This is a genomic window from Leptospira sp. WS58.C1 (assembly GCF_040833995.1).
GTDB lineage: Bacteria > Spirochaetota > Leptospiria > Leptospirales > Leptospiraceae > Leptospira_B > Leptospira_B cinconiae.
The window spans coordinates 2,952,279-2,969,365 of sequence record NZ_CP162137.1 but is presented as its reverse complement, the minus strand read 5'-3'; the positions used below and the strand labels follow the sequence as shown (position 1 = coordinate 2,969,365).

Below are 17,087 nucleotides of genomic sequence, written 5' to 3'. Positions count from 1 at the left end.
GAATTTTTCGGAGAAGTGATTGGATTCTTTCGAAAAAGAGTTGTCTCTAATTCTCCGCGCGAGATCCTACACAAGATTAGAATGATTCTAATCTGTGGTGATGAAAAATGAAGAAAACACGAATACTGTACTTGGGCCTAATTTTGGCTCTTGTCTCGGCATGCGGGCCATCCGAGAAAACAAAACAGCTCATGCAAGACGCGAAGACCTCCTTCGGGATCCTTCCGGAAAAAATGCCTGGTTCGGAAAAGGATACTCCGGCTAGGATTGCTTTAGGCGAAAAACTTTATTTCGAAAAACGTCTTTCTATCAACGATTCACAATCCTGTAGCTCCTGCCATGGAACTCTGGGTAAGTCGGCAGGAGTGGATAATCTTCCGACTTCTCCGGGAGCTCTCGGGAAAAACGGAGATCGGAATTCTCCGACTTCTCTGAATGCCGGATTTCATTTCGTCCAATTTTGGGACGGAAGAGCGGCAGACCTAAAGGCGCAAGCAAAAGGCCCGATCTTAAACCCGGTGGAAATGGCTATGCCTTCCGAAGCAGCTGTGGAGAAAAAACTCTCCGAAATTCCTGAATATGTGGATCTGTTTGCAAAAGCATTCCCGGATCAGGATAAAAAAATCACTTATGACAATTTGGCAGAGGCGATTGCTGCTTTTGAAAGAACCTTGATTACCAGAGACCGTTTCGATGAGTTCCAGGCTGGAAATCATAGGGCTTTAACTTCGGAAGAACAGAAGGGATTAGAGACTTTCTTAAGCGCCGGATGTATCCAATGTCATAACGGTCCTTTGTTGGGCGGAAATAGCTTCCGCAAACTAGGACAGGTGAACCCGTACGAGAATACGACTGACGTCGGAAGATCTGCTATTACTAAGAACGATGCTGAAAAGTATTTCTTCAAAGTTCCGTCTCTTAGAAATATTGCCTTAACCGCTCCTTATTTCCATGATGGAAAGGTGGCAACCCTACCGGAAGCGGTGAAAAAAATGGCATATTTGCAGCTTGGAAAAGAGCTTTCCTCCGAAGAGGTGGATTCTATAGTATCTTTCCTGAAGGCATTATCGGATAAAAATCGGTCTAATTAATTAGATCTTAGATCAACGAACTTACAGAATTGAAACCTATTCAGACCGGCTCCGAAAGGAGACGGTTTTTTTTTGTTTTTGGAGACACAGAGTTAAAAGAGATTTCGGCTATAAGATCAATCGCCTTTTGGATGTTATATGAGAAGTTTCTGGGTTTGCGCACTTCTTCTTTTTCAATGCTCTTATTTGGGCAACGATCAAAAAATGAAGAAGGAGTCGAGAGAGGATGATCTCACCCGGGGGTGTACTTGGCAGTTTGCACAAAATTAAACGATCCGGGAGATCCGCAAAACCTAAGTGCAATCGTTTGTGCAGTTTTAGTATGTGATCAATTCGATTGCGACTGAGGTTTTGAAAAGGAGGATTATCTTTCCAGGATCTGTTTGTACTTTCTGTGAGTTTCTCCCGTAAAGATCTGACGAGGACGTACCTTATGAGATGAGTTCACGCCGATCCTTTGTTCTCTCCAGTGAGCCAGCCAACCCGGAAGTTTACCGATCGCCTGCATTGCTGTAAAAAGTTCTTTAGGAATTCCTAAACTATGGAATAGGATCGCACTATAGAACTCCAAGTTCGGATACAGATTTTTTTCCAGATAAAAAGGATCTTTACTTACGAAATCATCCACTTGTAGAGCGATCTCTGCGATCGGATCCAATTTCTTCTGCTTATAAAATTCGGAGAATAGTTTTTGGGCGATGGTAGAACGTTTGCTCTTTACCTTGTATGCATCGTGACCGAAGCAGGTGGAGTGAAGTTGGGATTCTCCCTTTTTGAATCTTTCGAAAAATTCCGGAACGGAAAGTTTGGATTTGATAATATCTTCGATAAGCTCTACCGCTGCTACTTGTCTTCCGCCTTCTCTGGAGCCCCAAAGCGCGTTGATCGCCGAGGAAACGGATGCGAATATATTTGCCTGAGTGGAACCGATCAACTGGACGGTGGTATTGGAAACATTCTGTTCATGATCCGCGTACAAGATCCAAAGCTGGTTCAGGATCCTATCATGTTCTTCCGAAGGTTGATATTTGACCGACGGAATGGAAAAAAGCATATATAAGAAATTCGTACAATACGGATGACGATCCAACGGATAAACGAAAGGTTGCCCTATCATTTTTTTGTAGGAGAATGCGGAGATCGTTCTGATCTTCGCCAAAAGTCTGGCTGCTTGGTCGATGCCTCTATCCAGATATTCTTCGTATTCGTCCTGGTAATAGCTGGATAAGGAAGAAACCATTACGGAAAGTACCGCAAGAGGGTGAGCTCTTCCCGGGAAACCGTCGAATAGATTGATCATATCCTCGTGGATCAAACTATGTTTGGAAAGTTTCATGGAGAATTCTTTCAGCTGCTTTTCGTTAGGAAGATCTCCGTAAATCAGCAGGTAGCTAGTCTCTACAAAAGTGGAATAATGCACTAATTCCGCGACATCATAGCCTCTGTATTGTAAATCTCCGGTGAGAGGATCTCTTCTGGAAATTTTACTCTGGGCGTACGCTGTATTAAAAAAACCTGGATCGTAAGATGTTAGTCCCGTCTTAGTATGCAAATCCCTAATATCGATTCCTTTATTTCCGTCCGTTCCGGTGATTACAGGAAGGCGGTGGACTTGGTCTCCGAATTTCAACTCTACGAAATCGCTCATACCGATAGGAAACAAGGGAAGGGTGCAATAGTCAAACCTTCCTTGGCGCCGACTGCAATTTTCCCTTTCGGCTGGACAAAACTTTCGCCTTAGATTTACTCACCCGAAGTTTCGAAGGAATTTTGTTTTGGAGCATCTGCCCGGTTTTTTTCTTCATTTTTGGATCCAATTTGGGACCGCACTTTGTCTACTTCTCGCGGCGATGGAACTCGCTAAAAAAAGGGAAAATGCGATACCCGGCGGGATCTTCTATCTCGCTGTCATTCTTGCCTTGGTAGAGAGTCGATTGGGCTTAGGTTTGCTACCATGGGCCGCGGATCATATATGGTTTTGGCCGGCATTCTTCCCTGCAGTCTGGGCCGTGGGTCCTACTTTACTTTTGGTTTCAAGAAATATGGTCCAATTTGCCTTGGACAGAGAGATCCGGATCGGAAAACATTTTATCCCGGCCATTCTACTCTTGCTAGGCGAGTTAACAGCTTATATCATTCTGCCTGCAGAAGAGATCAAAGAGTATATCCGAAATGCGATGTTCGGATCCAAGGTGGATATTCTGACTGGGGTCACAATCTTCGGTTCCATCCACCAGACGGTGTATTCCATCTTTCTTTGGGTATTGTTCAGAAAGGCTTCTAAGGAAACTGAGATTCCGCTTTCTTCTTTGGTTTATACGATCCTGATCGTAGTGTTTACCACGATACAACTTTGTTGGTTCGGATATTTTTTGAAGAACCAATTTCTGTTAGCGGCAGGTTCTAGCTTCCAGACTTTGGGGATCGTTCTTGTGTTTTTATTCTCCGCAAGGTATCCGAATTTTTTCATTTCTTTGAAGTCGGAGATCCAACAGAAAAGATACGAAAGGACCCAACTGAACGGATTGGATCTGGACCATCTTCATTCCCGCATCAAGGAATTGGTCGAGGTCGATAAAATATACAAAGAAGAAAGTCTGAAAATCCAGGACTTTGCCGAAAAACTATTGGTCTCTCCCCACCAACTTTCCCGCATTTTAAACGAAACCTACGGCAAAAACTTCAACGAATTCTTGAATTCATTTCGGGTAGAAGAGGCTAAAGCACTGCTATTAGAGGATTTGGACCGCACTGTTCTCTCTATCGCTTATGATGTAGGCTTTAATACAAAGTCCACATTTAACGCCCAGTTCTTGAAAATCACCGGAATGACTCCTTTGGAATGGAGAAAAAAGGGTAGCAAACTATAAGTTCGGACGATTGTTTTTCACATATCGGTTAGGATAAAACCTTCCTGTCGGATTCCGCAAGGAAGGAGAAGAGACCGATGTCCCGTGAAACATATCCTAAAGAAGAACTAGAATCTTACCGCAAAGTGCAAGCCTTGGCTTACGAAGCGGTGGAATCCGTACGCAAGGAATTGTATCCGGGGATCACCGAAAAGGAAGCGGCCCGTAAGATAGACGACTATATCCGAAATGCAGGTGGCACATCCTTCTTCCATTATGGGTTTGCATGGTTCGGAGATCGGACCGCATTCAGAGGATTCAAACGTCCACTCTCTCTGAATTATTTAAGAAATGGAGAAGGTTTACTTCCCCATTTTGGCGGAAAGTTCCAACCTTCCAACCGCAGATTGGAAGAAGGTATGGCTGTGATCCTGGACGTTGCTCCTACGTTTGCAGGAAGAGCCGCAGACGTTGGATACGCATTTTCTTTCGGGAAAAATCCGGAACACGACAAGGCGCTCGCAAATTTAGAAGAATACAGAGAATTAATTTTAAGAAGGGTCTTGGAAGAAAGAACCTTATCCGAGATCTATTTGGAAGTGGATGCAAGGATCCGTGCTTCCGGATACGTTAACTGCCATTCCATTTATCCCCAGGGAGTTTTAGGGCATAAGGTGGGAAGACTCCCGGCTTATAATCTCCCAGGCGGAAGAGTGAACGGATTTCCGTTCCAAACATTCGCCTATTTATTTCCACAAATGATCAAAGATCTGATCCCAGGAGTTTCCGGGCACTCGCCATTATGGGGAGAAGGTTCCGACTTCAGAGCGGAACCCGGGCTCTGGGCGGTAGAACCGCATATAGGTAAAATCTATAACGGCGCAAAAGAGTCTGAATCGTTCGGTGCAAAATGGGAGGAGATCTTAGTGGTTACCGATTCGACTGCGTATTGGCTGGATGAGGATCTTCCTCATGTTCGCCTTTGGAAGGAAAAGAAAAAACCAAAGTCCCCTTCTAAGCCTGCAGTTAAGAAACAAAAAGTCCCGGCTTAGTGAAATACATTCAAGAATTTTAATATTTTATTAGAAGGCTTATTATGAGCAGCGAAATTTTACAGGATAAGGATTTTCATTTTTATCCGGTCAGAAAACCTAAATTCGAATTTAGCGAGAACGGCACGAGCAAACATTGGATGGACGGTTCAGCATATAAAACCCATATTCTGAATACCTGGACATTGTTTTTCCCGGACGGAGAAAGATTTTTTATTAGAAGTATACAAAAATTTCTACCAAATATTAAGGATCCAAGAGTCCTTAGGAACGCAAAAGCATTTATGGGCCAAGAAGCGCAACATGCGGGAGAACATAAAAAGACCTGGAAAATACTGGAAGACCAAGGCTTTAAGATCAAAACATTCACCGATTTTGTGAATTCTTTCTTCGTAAATTTCGTGGAAAAGATCATGTCAGCTAAGTCTTGTTTGGCGGCGACAGCCGGGGCGGAGCATTATACTTCTCTGGTAGCGACGATAGGCTTGCAGATCAAGGCCTTAGACCAAGCGGAATCCGAAATGAAACGCCTTTGGGAATGGCATGCAGCGGAAGAGATAGAACACAAATCTGCGGCTTACGATGTATTCTTGGATATCAGCGGAAATTATTTCAGAAGAATGATCACTTTCCTCGGAGTGACTATCGTGTTCTGGGCGGCAACATTTATAGGTGCGGAAATCCTTCTCTGGCAAGAGGGACTTACTTTTAAATGGAAAACCAGAAAAGATGCTTTCCGTTTTATCTTTATAGACGAAAAGGTCTTCTTTCATGCGGCGGGTGCATTCTTCAGATACTTCCGTCCCGGGTTTCATCCGGAACAAGAAGATAATCTGGAATTGAGTAGAGTGATCTTCGAATCCCCAGAGCATAAATACAAGGAAATTGCATGAGCAGATTAAGCGGGAAAAATATTTTAATCACCGGAGCAAGCGGTGGTTTTGGGAAAGAATTAACCAAACAACTGTTAAAGAAAGGCGCCAATCTAGTGCTTACGGATATGAAAGCGCCTGAAACAAAACCTGAATTCTATTTGGAAAATTCCAAACCTGTACCCGGTAAAATACTCGGAAGTTTTGCTGCGGATTTAAGCAGCGAATCAGGTTGCGAAAAAGCTTATAAAGCAGCGATCAAGATCCAACCTAAGATAGATATATTAGTCAATAACGCAGGTTTGGCTTTCGGCGGAAGATTACTGGATGTTCCTATGGACAAATGGAAATTGATCTTGGACGTGAACTTATACGCTCCAATCTATCTTTCTCGTTTATTCTTACCTGCAATGTTGGAAAGAAAATACGGACAGATCGTAAATCTATCTTCCTGTGCCGGGATCACTGCCCCCGGTGAATTGGTATATTATTCCGTATCCAAATTCGGGATCAGGGCCTTGGGAGAAGCGTTGGATTCCGGTTATAGACACCAGGGGATATATACGACTAACGTGTATCCTTTTTTTGCAAATACAAACATACTACATTCTCAGCAATTCGGAACGGATAAACCTAAAGTAGTTCCTCCTTTGATCGTAGACAGTCCGCAGATGGTGGTTCGAGCCATAGTGAGAGGGATTGAAAAAAAGAAGATGCATGTCTTCCCGGGTTTTACCGCGAAGTTACTGCGCTTTTTGACGAGACTGTCTCCCGGTTTTTTAAGAGGAATGGAAAGACTCGGACAAAAATTTTCTTAAATAGTAAGAGGCGAAAATATGGCGGCTACCCAACTGGAAAATGGAGTAAAAAAGGAAAAGGCGGAAGTTTGGACGGAAACCTTCGTTCAGAACGGTGATGTTTCTTTGTATGTAAAATACAATCATACAGCCAAAGAAAGACCGAACAGGCCGACCGTCTTATTCGTTCATGGATATCCGGACGATCATAGGGTCTGGTCCTACCAGATGGAATCCTTAAAAGAGGATTATAATGTAGCCGCTCTCGATCTCAGAGGTTCCGGAAAATCGGATAAGCCCAAAAAACAAAAAGCATATAATGTTCGTAGAATATTCGAAGATCTGGAAGCAGTGATCCGGTTCATCGGAAACGATAAACCTGTACATCTTGTCGCTCATGACTGGGGATCTTTGATCAGTTGGGCATTTGTTGCTGACGAGCAAAGATCGGTTTGGATAAAATCCTATACTGCTATGGGCGGACCGCATCCGGTATTAGGGAAGAGGAGCGCTTTTCAAATGGCTTTTTCCGGAAATCCGATCTCTTTGTACAAGGCACTTTCTCAACTTAAAAGATCTTGGTACATTCTATATTTCCAAATTCCTTTCGTTCCTGAATGGATCTGGAGGACTTTCAGTAAATTTTTCTGGAAGTATACGATGAATTCCGGAGGCGTTCCTAAGAATGATATCCTTAGAAATAAATCCAAGGAAGAGATTGTAGCGACCACCGTCTCCAATGTGAATTTGTATAGAGAGTTGCTTAGAGGGGAAACGTATCCGGAGCCGAAACATATCAAGGTGCCGGTCCAAGTTCTAATTCCGCTCAAAGATTTTGCGATCCGACCGGAGTTATATAGACTTCATGAAAGGATTTGCGATTCCTATCGAGAATATACGTACGATAGCAATCACTGGATCCAAAGAACGATCCCTGATGTGGTCAGTGAAAAAATCAGAGAATTTGTGTGGGAGATCGGCTGAGAAACGCAAAATTGTAATTGCTTCGAACTAGAAAAAAAGAAACCGGATCCGTTCGAAAAGGGTCAGATAAGCATGATCTTGAACGGAGTCCAAAAAATTCTAGTTTTATGGAAAGAGAAAGTTCTTCCAAATTTAGGATCGCTTTCTTTTTTGATCATACCTTTTTTCGCTTTGGTCCTCGTCGCAGACCAGGCAAAATCATTTTCTGAGAAGGAAGTCCAAAATTACTTTTCCGAAACTTGGAAATTAGAGATCGATCCCAAAAGTAATTTGGAATTGTTTAAGGAAGCCCAACGTTGGATCGGCACTCCTCATAAAGACAACAGCAAAAACGAGTCCGGGATAGACTGCTCCAGTCTTGCCGCCAAGTTGGTGCAAAAAGCGTATTCCAAAACGATCACAGGGTCTTCCGAAAGCATTTCCAAACAGGTTAAAAAAATACCCGAATCCGATCTGCAAGAGGGAGATTTAGTATTTTTTAATATATACGGCGAGAAGATCAGCCACGTTGGAGTCTATCTTAAAGATAGAAAGTTTGTACACGCTTCTGTGGTCAAAGGTGTAACCGTCAATTCTTTGGATGAGAACTATTACAAAACTAGATTCGTATTTGCCGGAAGACTATAGTCGCTTCGCTCCTGAAGCCCGCGACTTTGTTATTGGTCGATAATTTGTCTTTTCAAACGGACTATAGTCGCTTCGCTCCTGAAGCCCGCGGCTTTATTATTGGTCCATAATTTGCCTTTTCAAACGGACTATAGTCGCTTCGCTCCTGAAGCCCGTGACTTTGTCATTGGTCGATAACTACCTTTATGAAACGGGCTATAGTCGCTTCGATCCTGAAGTCCTTGACAATCAGAGCAGAAGGACCGAAATCAACTCCTGCATGAGAGTCCGCAGTTTCGGTCCGATCTTACTTCTGCTTAACTTCTTCTATTGCCAAAAATCTCCTGTCCCAAATTTAGAAGAAGTTAAACCTTCCTTAAGGATCGAAAAAGGATTAGTGAACATAAAAGATATAGATCCGAATATAGAGATCGATCTACGTTATTCTACTTCGAATAATTTTACCGGCTCAGTTATCTATCCTTTCCAAACTTGTTTACTTAGAAAAGAGACTGCAGAAAAATTGAAGGCTGCCAACTCCGAATTCCAAAGTTATGGATACAGGATTAAGATCTGGGACGGCTATCGCCCTCCGTATGCACAAAAGATCTTATGGGAGAAAGTTCCAAATCCAAGATACGTAGGAAATCCTACTAAAGGAGGCTCCGTTCATAATCGAGGTGGAGCAGTTGATCTCACACTTATAGATTCGAGAGGAAAAGAATTGGAAATGCCAAGCGCTTACGACGAATTCACATACAAAGCTTCTCCCTTTCGCAAAGACTTGGAACCGGTTGTTTCTAAAAATCTGGAGGTTCTTGTTGGAATTCTGACAAAGCATGGATTTAAACAGATCAGTTCCGAATGGTGGCATTATAACGACGGGGATGCAAAAGTTTATCCCTTAGTAGAGGTGGATCCGAAACTTTGGGAGAAATGAAACATTTAGAAATGTTCTCCAATCGTTTGACCAGGATGTCCAAACATTGGAAAAAATGGGCGAGGAGAAGGGGGATCACTTGTTTTCGGGTCTATGATCGCGATATTCCTCAGGTCCCGATCTCAATCGACTTATACGAAAATTACTGCCTAGTTTCCGAATACTTGAATTCCTATCCGATGTCAGAAGATGAGAGAGAATCGGAACGAAATTCCATCCGCAATTTTATAATCGAAATTCTTCAACTTGCTCCTGAAAATTTGTTTTGGAAAACCAGAGAACGAAAAAAGGGCAATCTCCAATATGAAAAGTTCGACACTCAAGAAAAATCCATCCAAGTAAATGAAGGCGGATTGAAGTTCAAGGTCAATCTAAGCGATTATTTGGATACGGGCCTTTTTTTGGATCACAGAACGACTCGCGATCTTTTCAGAAAAGAGGCCTCCGGGAAGAATATATTAAATTTATATTCTTATACCGGTGCGTTCTCCGTTTATGCTGCTGACGGCGGCGCGAAAAAAATCACAAGTGTGGACCTCTCCCAAAAATATCTGGATTGGTCCAAGGAAAACTTTGAACTAAACGGATTTTCTCCCGAAGAACATGAGTTTATCAGAGAAGATATTACGGAATGGCTGAAGAGAGAAAGAACCAATCCTAAAAGAACTCAATACGATCTTATCGTGGTAGATCCTCCTACATTCTCTAATAGTAAAAAGATGAAGGATATATTCGATGTGCAAAGAGATTATTCTTTTTTATTGAATTCTATCTATAGGGATTTTTCCGCACCTGGTGCGATCCTTTTTTTCTCCACGAATTTTAGAAAATTCAAATTGGATACGGATGAACTTCTTTGGGAAGATATTCAGGATATTACGAAACAAACTCATCCGGAAGATTTTCGGAATGAGAAGATCCGGTTTGTCTGGAAGATGAGAAAGTAGGCCACTGCAAATTGAATTCGGGTTTGTTGGAACTCCTACAAAATTGCCCATAAATTGTGATTGAAGATTTTACAGTTTTATGATATAGAGCAAACGATTCCCACGAGCCACTCCCCCCAATCCCAAATGCAGGGCGGGGGCGAGCCTTGGCCCCTGTAGGAATTCCTACAAAATCAGGTGACTGCCGTCTTAGACAAAAATTTCGCGAAAAACTTAGGAAAATAATGTCTTAAAAATAGACCGAATTTCTCTTTTCCACCTGCAATGATCACTTGTAGGTCCTCGTTCTCGATCGCGTCCAGGATCCTTTTTGCACATTCGTCCGCATCGATCCCATTCTCGATCACTTTGTCCATTTTTTTCTGAGGAGTTCCGTCTCCTTTGAGTGCGTTATGCGAAATATTGGTCTTTACGAAACCCGGATATACCAAGGTAACTTTCAGATTCTCTTTCGTATTTTCGGCTCTAAGAGCCTCGTAAAAACCGGTTAACGCAAATTTGGTGGACGAATATCCGGTTCTCAATGGAACCCCTATGAGTCCTGCAACACTCGCGATCGTGGAAATCCATCCTTGTTTCCTCGCTCTCATGTGCGGAAGTACCGCAAGTGTAAGGGCAATATTTCCGAAATAATTAACCTTCATCAAGGTTTCATAAGTCTCAAGGGAAGTTTCATGAGCCAAGGAACGTTGGCTGATCCCGCCGTTGTTGATAAGCACATCAATCTTTCCGAAAGTTTTGATGACTTGAGCCGGGGCCTTTCCTAATTTTTTATAATCCTCCAGGTCCAAAGGAAGGATCATGCTGTTTGAATTCGTTAGTCCGTTCTCCTTGCGGACCCTTTTTAATTCTTTTTCTCTTCTGGAAGAAAGAACCAAAGTCGCTCCTCTTCTCGCGGCTTCCTTTACTAAAGATTCACCGATTCCGGAAGAAGCTCCTGTAATCCAAACGACTTTGTCTTTGAAAAAGTCTCCCATATTTTTATCTCCGATATTAAATTTCTTAGGCGGTTGTTCGGATTTAAAAGGAATTTAAAAACCAAGGGACCAAGCCCAAGATATAAACCCCTTCTCCTAAAATCCTATACTTTTGAGAATCTTGGAATTGGTCCGCGTAACGCAGGATCCCTCCGGGAACGGCACAAATTAGGGCGATCACTAAAGAGGCCGAAACCGATGTACCCGGCGCCCATTTCCGTATTCCGCCGGCCAATACTAAGGCGCCCAGAAATCCGAGCAAGGACAATCGTAATACCCATTCCTTAGCAAGTTTGGGAGAAAGAACTCCCAATAGATAGACCTGGCCTTCCTTGGCGTCCAACTCCGCTTCCATGAGAGAATTCATGACTAGATTTAAAGTCGTACCTAAGAAGAATAAGAATAGAAGTAGGGGAACGGTCCAGGAACGAAACCCTACAAGTAATATGGGACCGAACCAAACTCCTAGGGTATAGATCAATGCCACGGAGAATTCTTTTCCGAAACGTATTTTTCCCCATCGAGCAATTCCTAAATGAAGCACTGCTAAGGTTGCCAATAAGACTCCACCTAATAAAACAATCTCTCTCAATAACAGAAATGCAAGAACTGCGGCGATAATTGTTGCGATAGCACAAAGTATCGTTAAAATTCTAGAATGATCGTAGTGGAATTTATGACGCGGGTTGATGGAATTTTCTCCCACCTTTTTTCCATCCAGTAAATGGTCCAAGGTATAGATGACCCAAACGCTTAAAGGAAGAAGGAGCCACCATACCGTTTTCATCTTGGCACCGGTTACTACTGTGGCTAAGGCGCCGGAACCCAAAACGCCAAGACATATATCCAAACTAAGTACATGAACATAAAACCAAAGTTTGTTTTCTAAAACCTTTCGCATACGATCTCTATTACGACAAATTTCCGCGAATCAATTAGTCTGTTTCGGATTATTTTACTGCTTTCGCGGATATGTTATCGATTCCTTCTGATCTAAATTGGGAATGCAAGGATTTTATAAAAATGGATTTAATTTGCCCGGAGTCATCTACGTTCTTTAGCGGAATGTAGATCACCAAATCGATATTAGACGGTCCGAAAGAAACATAACGAAACGAAATTTTGGATTCGTTATAACCTCCTTTCCCATAGATTTGCGCTAATGAAAAGTTCGCAGCTTGTATAAGAATCGATTCCAACTTATCCAAATTTCCTTCCTTAGGAATACCTATCTCTAGTTCGGTCCAAAGTCCTGTATTTGTAAGGCTATAGTTCGTGTACGTGGTCTTGGACATCTTTGCATTCGGAATAATGATCCTGCTTCCGTTCCTTTTTTTGAGAGAAGTAGTTCTCCAGTTGATATCTTCTACTAGGCCTTCTTCTCCGGTTTCTAAAGAAATATAATCTCCTACGGATACTTTTTTACCGAGTAAAACCCCAAGTCCTGCAAACAAATTGGAAAGAGTTTCCTGCAAACCTAACGCAAATGCAAGACCTCCCACCCCTAATGCAGTTAAAGCAGGAGTAACGGAGATCCCGAGCGTTTGTAATGCGACCAAACCTCCTGTGAGTAAGATTAGCATCCGAACAATATTATTCAGTATGGATGCCGAGGGGAGAAGTCCTTCTGCCTTTGAAGAATATAAAGTAAAAGCTCCGGAACCTACTCTTGCAAAAGAAAACGTGAATGCTAAGATGCCGAATACCTTCAGATAAAGAGAAATTTTTTCATCCGTAGAAGATTCTAATTTTAAGAATCGAAGAGCGGTATATAATCCAAAAATAAAAAAGGAAAATCGAACTAGTGAAAGAAGTGCGGTATATAGAGGATGACCGGTGTCTAACTGGTCTTTAGTAAGAGTTTTTGCAAGCCTTGGAACGATGAATCCGCCGAAAAGATAACCCAAAAGAATTCCGGAAATAACCGAAATTACTCCGAGCAACCAATTCGTTTCTAAAATCGTGTCCATCCAAATCATTCTCCCAGATTAAGAGGAAGTATTTTATAGAAAAGAAAAAATGGAAGTACCGAATTATGTGGCAAACCGAGGGCAAATCTAGAGGGAGATAAAATCGGATTTTGTAATGACAAACTAGAGAGATTTCAGAGACTCCTATCCCCATGCAAGAGGGAATCGCGAAAAATCAAATTTTAGAAGTTCCTCTCACGGGCACTATGTCCGCCTACGCTAGACGATTCCCGGAAGAAAGATCAAATCTTTCCGAATGGATGGACGAGATCCATACAAAAGGCATCCAAGAGGTAGTTTTTTGGGGAACGAAATCGGAGGCGAGCGCTTGGAAAAATAGCCAAGTCTTCAGAGATCTTGTAAAAAAACTCCAAGATGATAAGATCCGTCTCTCTACGATGGATGGGACAAAGTTCCGTTCTTCACCGGACTCAGCCCGAAAACTGGATCGTTTTCTTAGGTCTCATTTGGGCTCCGTACTGGTTTGTTATTCCGAAAACGAATCCGATGCATTCGTAAAATTGATCCAAGAGATACTTTCCGGCAAAAAGGAAGAATCTACCAAAGTATATACACCATATTCTCCTAATATAACTTCCGAAAAACCGCAAAAAGAAAAACAAGAACCGCCTAAAAACCATGGGGAGGATTTTAAGGCATCTAGGATCACTATTCGAGTGAAACTTCTTGCGATCGTTACCGCGATCGTAGTGGTGAGTATGGGATTAATGATCGGACTCGCTACCACTCTGTTCCGAAATTATACCGTATCACTTATTCAAGAGTATAACTTGAGTTTGGCGAGATTGACAGGACTTCAGGTCGGTCTTCGGATCAAAGAACTTTCCGCCAAATCATCCGAGTTTACGGATAAATGGAATATTCGTCCTTCCAAGGGATCTGATTCTAAGAAGATCGCTCCGCCTGCTTTCATCTCGGGATTTTTTTCCACTCATCCTAAAATTCTAGCCTGGGGGAAATACGAACAAGGAGAATCTACGCTTGTTTTTAATCCAAGGTTCGTCCGAGATCTTAGAAAAGAAGAAGATGAGATCCGCGGTTTATGGGTCTCGATCCCGAAAGAAGATAAGGAGAAATATTTTGCTTCCGAATTCGAGGCCACTCGGTTGGAAAATATCAGTTCTAAATTCGGTTTCCCTGCGGTTCTATTTATCGAAAAAGACGTTTCGGGAAAAGGGTATGGTTTCTTCTTAATTTCTCCCCAAGATCTTTGGGAATCAGCGAGATCCGCTTTACAGACCGAACTATTTGCGATCTGGGTTGTGGACTCCAGAGGAAGATTAGTCGCTCATACGGAAGAATCCGAAACGGTTTCCGCAAAAGATTATTCTAAAAATCCTTTGGTTCAATTTTTATTAAGGAGTCCCGCGGATAACGGATCCCAAACTTCTATCTTCGAAGGAAAGGAAACCTTAGGATCTTTCCAACAATTGGAAGACGGTAACCTCGCAGTTGTATCTTCCATCGAAGCTGACAAAGCATTCGAAGCGGTGTATAAGATCAGAAGGCAGAATTTTTATATTCTGATCTCCGTCTTAAGCCTCGCATTCTTAGTGGTATTTCTATTCTCCCGAACTCTAACTGTTCCTTTGATCAATCTACTGAGTGCGACTAGGCAGATCGAACGAGGAAATTATAAAGTTGGGATCAAACCGGTAACCAGAGACGAGGTCGGAGTTCTAACAAATTCATTCCTCAAGATGGCCCATGGATTGGAAGAAAGAGAGAAGATCAAAGACACTTTCGGAAAATTTGTGAATAAGGAAATCGCAGAAAGGGCACTGGCGGGAGATATGCCCTTAGGCGGGGTTACTAAAGATGTTACCGTATTTTTCTCCGATTTAAGAAACTTCACCGGGATGTCCGAAAAATTAAAACCTAGCGAGGTGGTCGACTTCCTAAACGCATACTTCACAGAAATGGTGGAATGTATCTATCTTACGGAAGGGATCGTAGATAAGTTCATCGGGGACGCGATCATGGCCCACTGGGGCGCATTGTATACGGATGAGAATGATGCAAGGAACGCGATCAACTCGGCACTTCTGATGAGAAACGCATTGTTGGAGTTCAATCGGATCGGTAACGAGATAGGAAGACCCCAGGCAAGATTCGGATGCGGGATCAATACGGGACCGGTGGTGGTAGGGCAGATCGGCTCGGAAAAAAAATTGGAGTTCACGGTCATCGGCGACGCCGTCAATCTCGCTTCTCGTATAGAATATTTAACCAAAGATTTCGGGACGGATATATTAGTCTCTGAAACATCGTATGAAAAAGTAAAAGATCACTATAAATTCGAATCACTTCCTCCGGTTTGGATCCGAGGAAAAGAAAAACCCCAACGACTCTATGCCGTATTGGGCTGGTTGGAAGATCCGGACTGTCCTAAAAATATAGAAGAACTCCGTAAGATTTGCGGGATACCGGAGCCTGATTCTCCTTCCAAGGCGATTGCGGATTAAGATATGGATTGGAGAATTTACAAGAGAGAATGGCAGGTAGGCATTGGCTGCTTCATTATACTTTTCTTATCTTTATACCTTCTATATTTTGAGTCCAAGTCCAGTGGTGGTACGGGGAAGGAAATCATGGGAACTGTTTCTTTCCGTTATAAAACCGCACAAAGAAAATTTCCAGACAGAATGTTATGGGAAGATCTGGAGCAAGGAATGCCCGTATACGATAGGGATTCCATCCGAACGGACGAGGCTTCCGAGGCAGTAGTATTTTTAAAATCAGGCACTCGGATAGAATTAGATCCTCAGTCCATGGTGGTTCTCCAATTAAAGGAGAATAAGGAGAACCTGGATCTAACCGAAGGAAATATATTGGTAGAGAGCGGAAAAAAAGTACTCTCCGTGATCGCTGGAACGGTAGGTTTAGAAGCGGAACTCGGCTCCAAATTCCAAATCACCAAAAACGAGAACGGCACTCGAGTAGACGTGGAAAGAGGCCAGGTAGAATGGTCTGAAGACGGAAACGTCAAACAAACATTAGGTGAAAGAGAAAGCTCCTTAAATGGAAATAAACTCAACCAAAATTGGAGCCTTGTTAGCCCCGAAGATTCTTATCGATATTTTCCTGCGGAATTGGAGCAAACGGTTGAGTTTCGTTGGGAAGGAGGAGAAGATGGTATATTAGAAATTTCTCCTAGACGGGACTTCACCGTATATATTTCGAAAAGGCCTTCCAAGGAGCCTTATTATAAACAAAAATTCCCGGAAGGGATCTATTATTGGAGGGTCAACTCTAAGGACGGCAAAAAAATATCCGAAGTCCGAAAGTTCAGAGTTCTCCCGAACTTTCCGGTAGAATTACATTATCCTAAAAAAGATCTTTCTCAGGAAGATAGGACCGTGGCATTTTCCTGGGCAAAACAAAAGATAGCAAGCGGATATAAATTGCAGATCTCTAACGATCCTAATTTCGGAGCCTTGTCCGAGACCCAAGTATTCCGTACGAATTTTTCACTCACCTTGGATCCCGGGACTTATTATTGGAGAGTACAATCTTATACCAATCTTCCCGGAACGGAAACATTTTCGGAAGTACGTAAATTTTCCATTTCACTTCCTGTGCTCCAGGTTGCAGAAACAAAACAAGAGATAGCAGCTATTCCGGAGACTCAGTCAAATGCGGATCTTTCCGTAGATTTCCCGAAAAACGGTGCGGTGGTGGATATGACCGGTAAGGAAAGTATCTCTTTCCGATGGAAATTCTCCGCCAAACAGAAACAAAGCGAATGGAAATTTCGTCTTTTTTATAAGAGAGGCTCAGGTGACGAGTTGATCTATGAAAAAAAGACAAAAGGGGATCGGTTGGTGTTCAAAGATTTGGAAAAACTGGATGTAGGAACATTTCGTTGGACGATCGAATCGGATTCCGATCCCAACCTCAGATCGGAAGCGGATTTTAAAATATTACTTAGGGAAGAATTGGAAGCCCCGGAAACAAAATCCAGTGGCGCTCGCCCTTAAG

15 protein-coding genes are annotated in these 17,087 nt (G+C 42.6%); 11 read left to right on the top strand and 4 right to left on the bottom strand.

What is annotated here, in order from left to right; genetic code table 11:
* Positions 1 to 107 precede the first annotated feature (107 nt).
* Positions 108 to 1,091 carry a cytochrome-c peroxidase gene (locus AB3N61_RS13575; RefSeq protein ID WP_367897840.1) on the top strand — a complete coding sequence of 328 codons (984 nt, stop codon included), beginning with the start codon at positions 108 to 110 and terminating at the stop codon, positions 1,089 to 1,091.
* A gap of 364 nt (positions 1,092 to 1,455) precedes the next feature.
* Here the strand turns inward: AB3N61_RS13575 and AB3N61_RS13570 are convergent, their stop codons facing one another.
* A complete protein-coding gene (locus AB3N61_RS13570) occupies positions 1,456 to 2,739 on the bottom strand; it encodes a citrate/2-methylcitrate synthase (protein ID WP_036090046.1) in 1,284 nt (427 codons plus the stop codon).
* Positions 2,740 to 2,866: 127 nt separating this feature from the next.
* On the opposite strand from AB3N61_RS13570, the gene AB3N61_RS13565 reads away from it, so the two are divergent.
* From AB3N61_RS13565 to AB3N61_RS13530, 8 genes are all read left to right on the top strand, one after another.
* Positions 2,867 to 3,961 (top strand): AraC family transcriptional regulator, encoded by a 1,095-nt coding sequence (locus AB3N61_RS13565; protein WP_367897839.1) that lies wholly within the window; start codon positions 2,867 to 2,869, stop codon positions 3,959 to 3,961.
* 77 nt (positions 3,962 to 4,038) lie between these two features.
* Positions 4,039 to 4,992 carry a M24 family metallopeptidase gene (locus tag AB3N61_RS13560; protein ID WP_367897838.1) on the top strand — a complete coding sequence of 318 codons (954 nt, stop codon included), beginning with the start codon at positions 4,039 to 4,041 and terminating at the stop codon, positions 4,990 to 4,992.
* A gap of 44 nt (positions 4,993 to 5,036) precedes the next feature.
* Positions 5,037 to 5,885, top strand: a complete 849-nt coding sequence (locus AB3N61_RS13555; protein ID WP_367897837.1) for a metal-dependent hydrolase — start codon at positions 5,037 to 5,039, stop codon at positions 5,883 to 5,885.
* Positions 5,882 to 6,682: an SDR family NAD(P)-dependent oxidoreductase gene (locus AB3N61_RS13550; protein WP_367897836.1), complete on the top strand. Its 801-nt coding sequence runs from the start codon at positions 5,882 to 5,884 to the stop codon at positions 6,680 to 6,682. Before AB3N61_RS13555 ends, AB3N61_RS13550 begins: the two co-directional genes overlap by 4 nt.
* Positions 6,683 to 6,700: 18 nt before the next feature.
* Positions 6,701 to 7,645, top strand: coding sequence for an alpha/beta fold hydrolase (locus AB3N61_RS13545; protein ID WP_020770311.1), 945 nt, complete (start codon positions 6,701 to 6,703; stop codon positions 7,643 to 7,645).
* A 72-nt stretch (positions 7,646 to 7,717) separates the two neighbouring features.
* On the top strand, positions 7,718 to 8,272 hold the full coding sequence (locus tag AB3N61_RS13540; protein WP_020770377.1) for a C40 family peptidase: 555 nt from the start codon (positions 7,718 to 7,720) through the stop codon (positions 8,270 to 8,272).
* 259 nt (positions 8,273 to 8,531) lie between these two features.
* On the top strand, positions 8,532 to 9,191 hold the full coding sequence (gene ddpX / locus AB3N61_RS13535; RefSeq protein ID WP_367897835.1) for a D-alanyl-D-alanine dipeptidase: 660 nt from the start codon (positions 8,532 to 8,534) through the stop codon (positions 9,189 to 9,191).
* Positions 9,188 to 10,138, top strand: coding sequence for a class I SAM-dependent methyltransferase (locus AB3N61_RS13530; protein WP_367897834.1), 951 nt, complete (start codon positions 9,188 to 9,190; stop codon positions 10,136 to 10,138). Before ddpX ends, AB3N61_RS13530 begins: the two co-directional genes overlap by 4 nt.
* A gap of 173 nt (positions 10,139 to 10,311) precedes the next feature.
* Here the strand turns inward: AB3N61_RS13530 and AB3N61_RS13525 are convergent, their stop codons facing one another.
* Genes AB3N61_RS13525 through AB3N61_RS13515 form a run of 3 tightly spaced genes read right to left on the bottom strand, consistent with a single transcriptional unit; the run spans position 10,312 to position 13,085 of the window.
* Positions 10,312 to 11,115: an SDR family oxidoreductase gene (locus AB3N61_RS13525; RefSeq protein ID WP_020770342.1), complete on the bottom strand. Its 804-nt coding sequence runs from the start codon at positions 11,113 to 11,115 to the stop codon at positions 10,312 to 10,314.
* 43 nt (positions 11,116 to 11,158) lie between these two features.
* Positions 11,159 to 12,016: an LA_0991 family prenyltransferase-like protein gene (locus AB3N61_RS13520; protein WP_367897833.1), complete on the bottom strand. Its 858-nt coding sequence runs from the start codon at positions 12,014 to 12,016 to the stop codon at positions 11,159 to 11,161.
* Positions 12,017 to 12,065: 49 nt separating this feature from the next.
* Complete coding sequence (locus tag AB3N61_RS13515; protein WP_367897832.1) at positions 12,066 to 13,085, bottom strand: mechanosensitive ion channel family protein; 1,020 nt, start codon at positions 13,083 to 13,085, stop codon at positions 12,066 to 12,068.
* A gap of 152 nt (positions 13,086 to 13,237) precedes the next feature.
* Here AB3N61_RS13515 and AB3N61_RS13510 point away from each other — a divergent pair, with 152 nt between their 5' ends.
* Positions 13,238 to 15,571: an adenylate/guanylate cyclase domain-containing protein gene (locus tag AB3N61_RS13510; RefSeq protein WP_367897831.1), complete on the top strand. Its 2,334-nt coding sequence runs from the start codon at positions 13,238 to 13,240 to the stop codon at positions 15,569 to 15,571.
* A 3-nt stretch (positions 15,572 to 15,574) separates the two neighbouring features.
* Positions 15,575 to 17,086, top strand: coding sequence for a FecR family protein (locus tag AB3N61_RS13505; protein WP_020770328.1), 1,512 nt, complete (start codon positions 15,575 to 15,577; stop codon positions 17,084 to 17,086).
* The last annotated feature ends 1 nt before the right edge of the window (position 17,087 follow it).

What these genes read in the sequence shown, in the direction of transcription:
- AB3N61_RS13575 (WP_367897840.1), top strand. Translation starts at nt 108, where the DNA reads ATGAAGAAAACACGAATACTGTACTTGGGCCTAATTTTGGCTCTTGTC.
- AB3N61_RS13570 (WP_036090046.1), bottom strand. Translation starts at nt 2,739, where the DNA reads ATGAGCGATTTCGTAGAGTTGAAATTCGGAGACCAAGTCCACCGCCTT.
- AB3N61_RS13560 (WP_367897838.1), top strand. Translation starts at nt 4,039, where the DNA reads ATGTCCCGTGAAACATATCCTAAAGAAGAACTAGAATCTTACCGCAAA.
- AB3N61_RS13555 (WP_367897837.1), top strand. Translation starts at nt 5,037, where the DNA reads ATGAGCAGCGAAATTTTACAGGATAAGGATTTTCATTTTTATCCGGTC.
- AB3N61_RS13550 (WP_367897836.1), top strand. Translation starts at nt 5,882, where the DNA reads ATGAGCAGATTAAGCGGGAAAAATATTTTAATCACCGGAGCAAGCGGT.
- AB3N61_RS13545 (WP_020770311.1), top strand. Translation starts at nt 6,701, where the DNA reads ATGGCGGCTACCCAACTGGAAAATGGAGTAAAAAAGGAAAAGGCGGAA.
- AB3N61_RS13540 (WP_020770377.1), top strand. Translation starts at nt 7,718, where the DNA reads ATGATCTTGAACGGAGTCCAAAAAATTCTAGTTTTATGGAAAGAGAAA.
- ddpX (WP_367897835.1), top strand. Translation starts at nt 8,532, where the DNA reads ATGAGAGTCCGCAGTTTCGGTCCGATCTTACTTCTGCTTAACTTCTTC.
- AB3N61_RS13530 (WP_367897834.1), top strand. Translation starts at nt 9,188, where the DNA reads ATGAAACATTTAGAAATGTTCTCCAATCGTTTGACCAGGATGTCCAAA.
- AB3N61_RS13525 (WP_020770342.1), bottom strand. Translation starts at nt 11,115, where the DNA reads ATGGGAGACTTTTTCAAAGACAAAGTCGTTTGGATTACAGGAGCTTCT.
- AB3N61_RS13520 (WP_367897833.1), bottom strand. Translation starts at nt 12,016, where the DNA reads ATGCGAAAGGTTTTAGAAAACAAACTTTGGTTTTATGTTCATGTACTT.
- AB3N61_RS13515 (WP_367897832.1), bottom strand. Translation starts at nt 13,085, where the DNA reads ATGGACACGATTTTAGAAACGAATTGGTTGCTCGGAGTAATTTCGGTT.
- AB3N61_RS13510 (WP_367897831.1), top strand. Translation starts at nt 13,238, where the DNA reads ATGCAAGAGGGAATCGCGAAAAATCAAATTTTAGAAGTTCCTCTCACG.
- AB3N61_RS13505 (WP_020770328.1), top strand. Translation starts at nt 15,575, where the DNA reads ATGGATTGGAGAATTTACAAGAGAGAATGGCAGGTAGGCATTGGCTGC.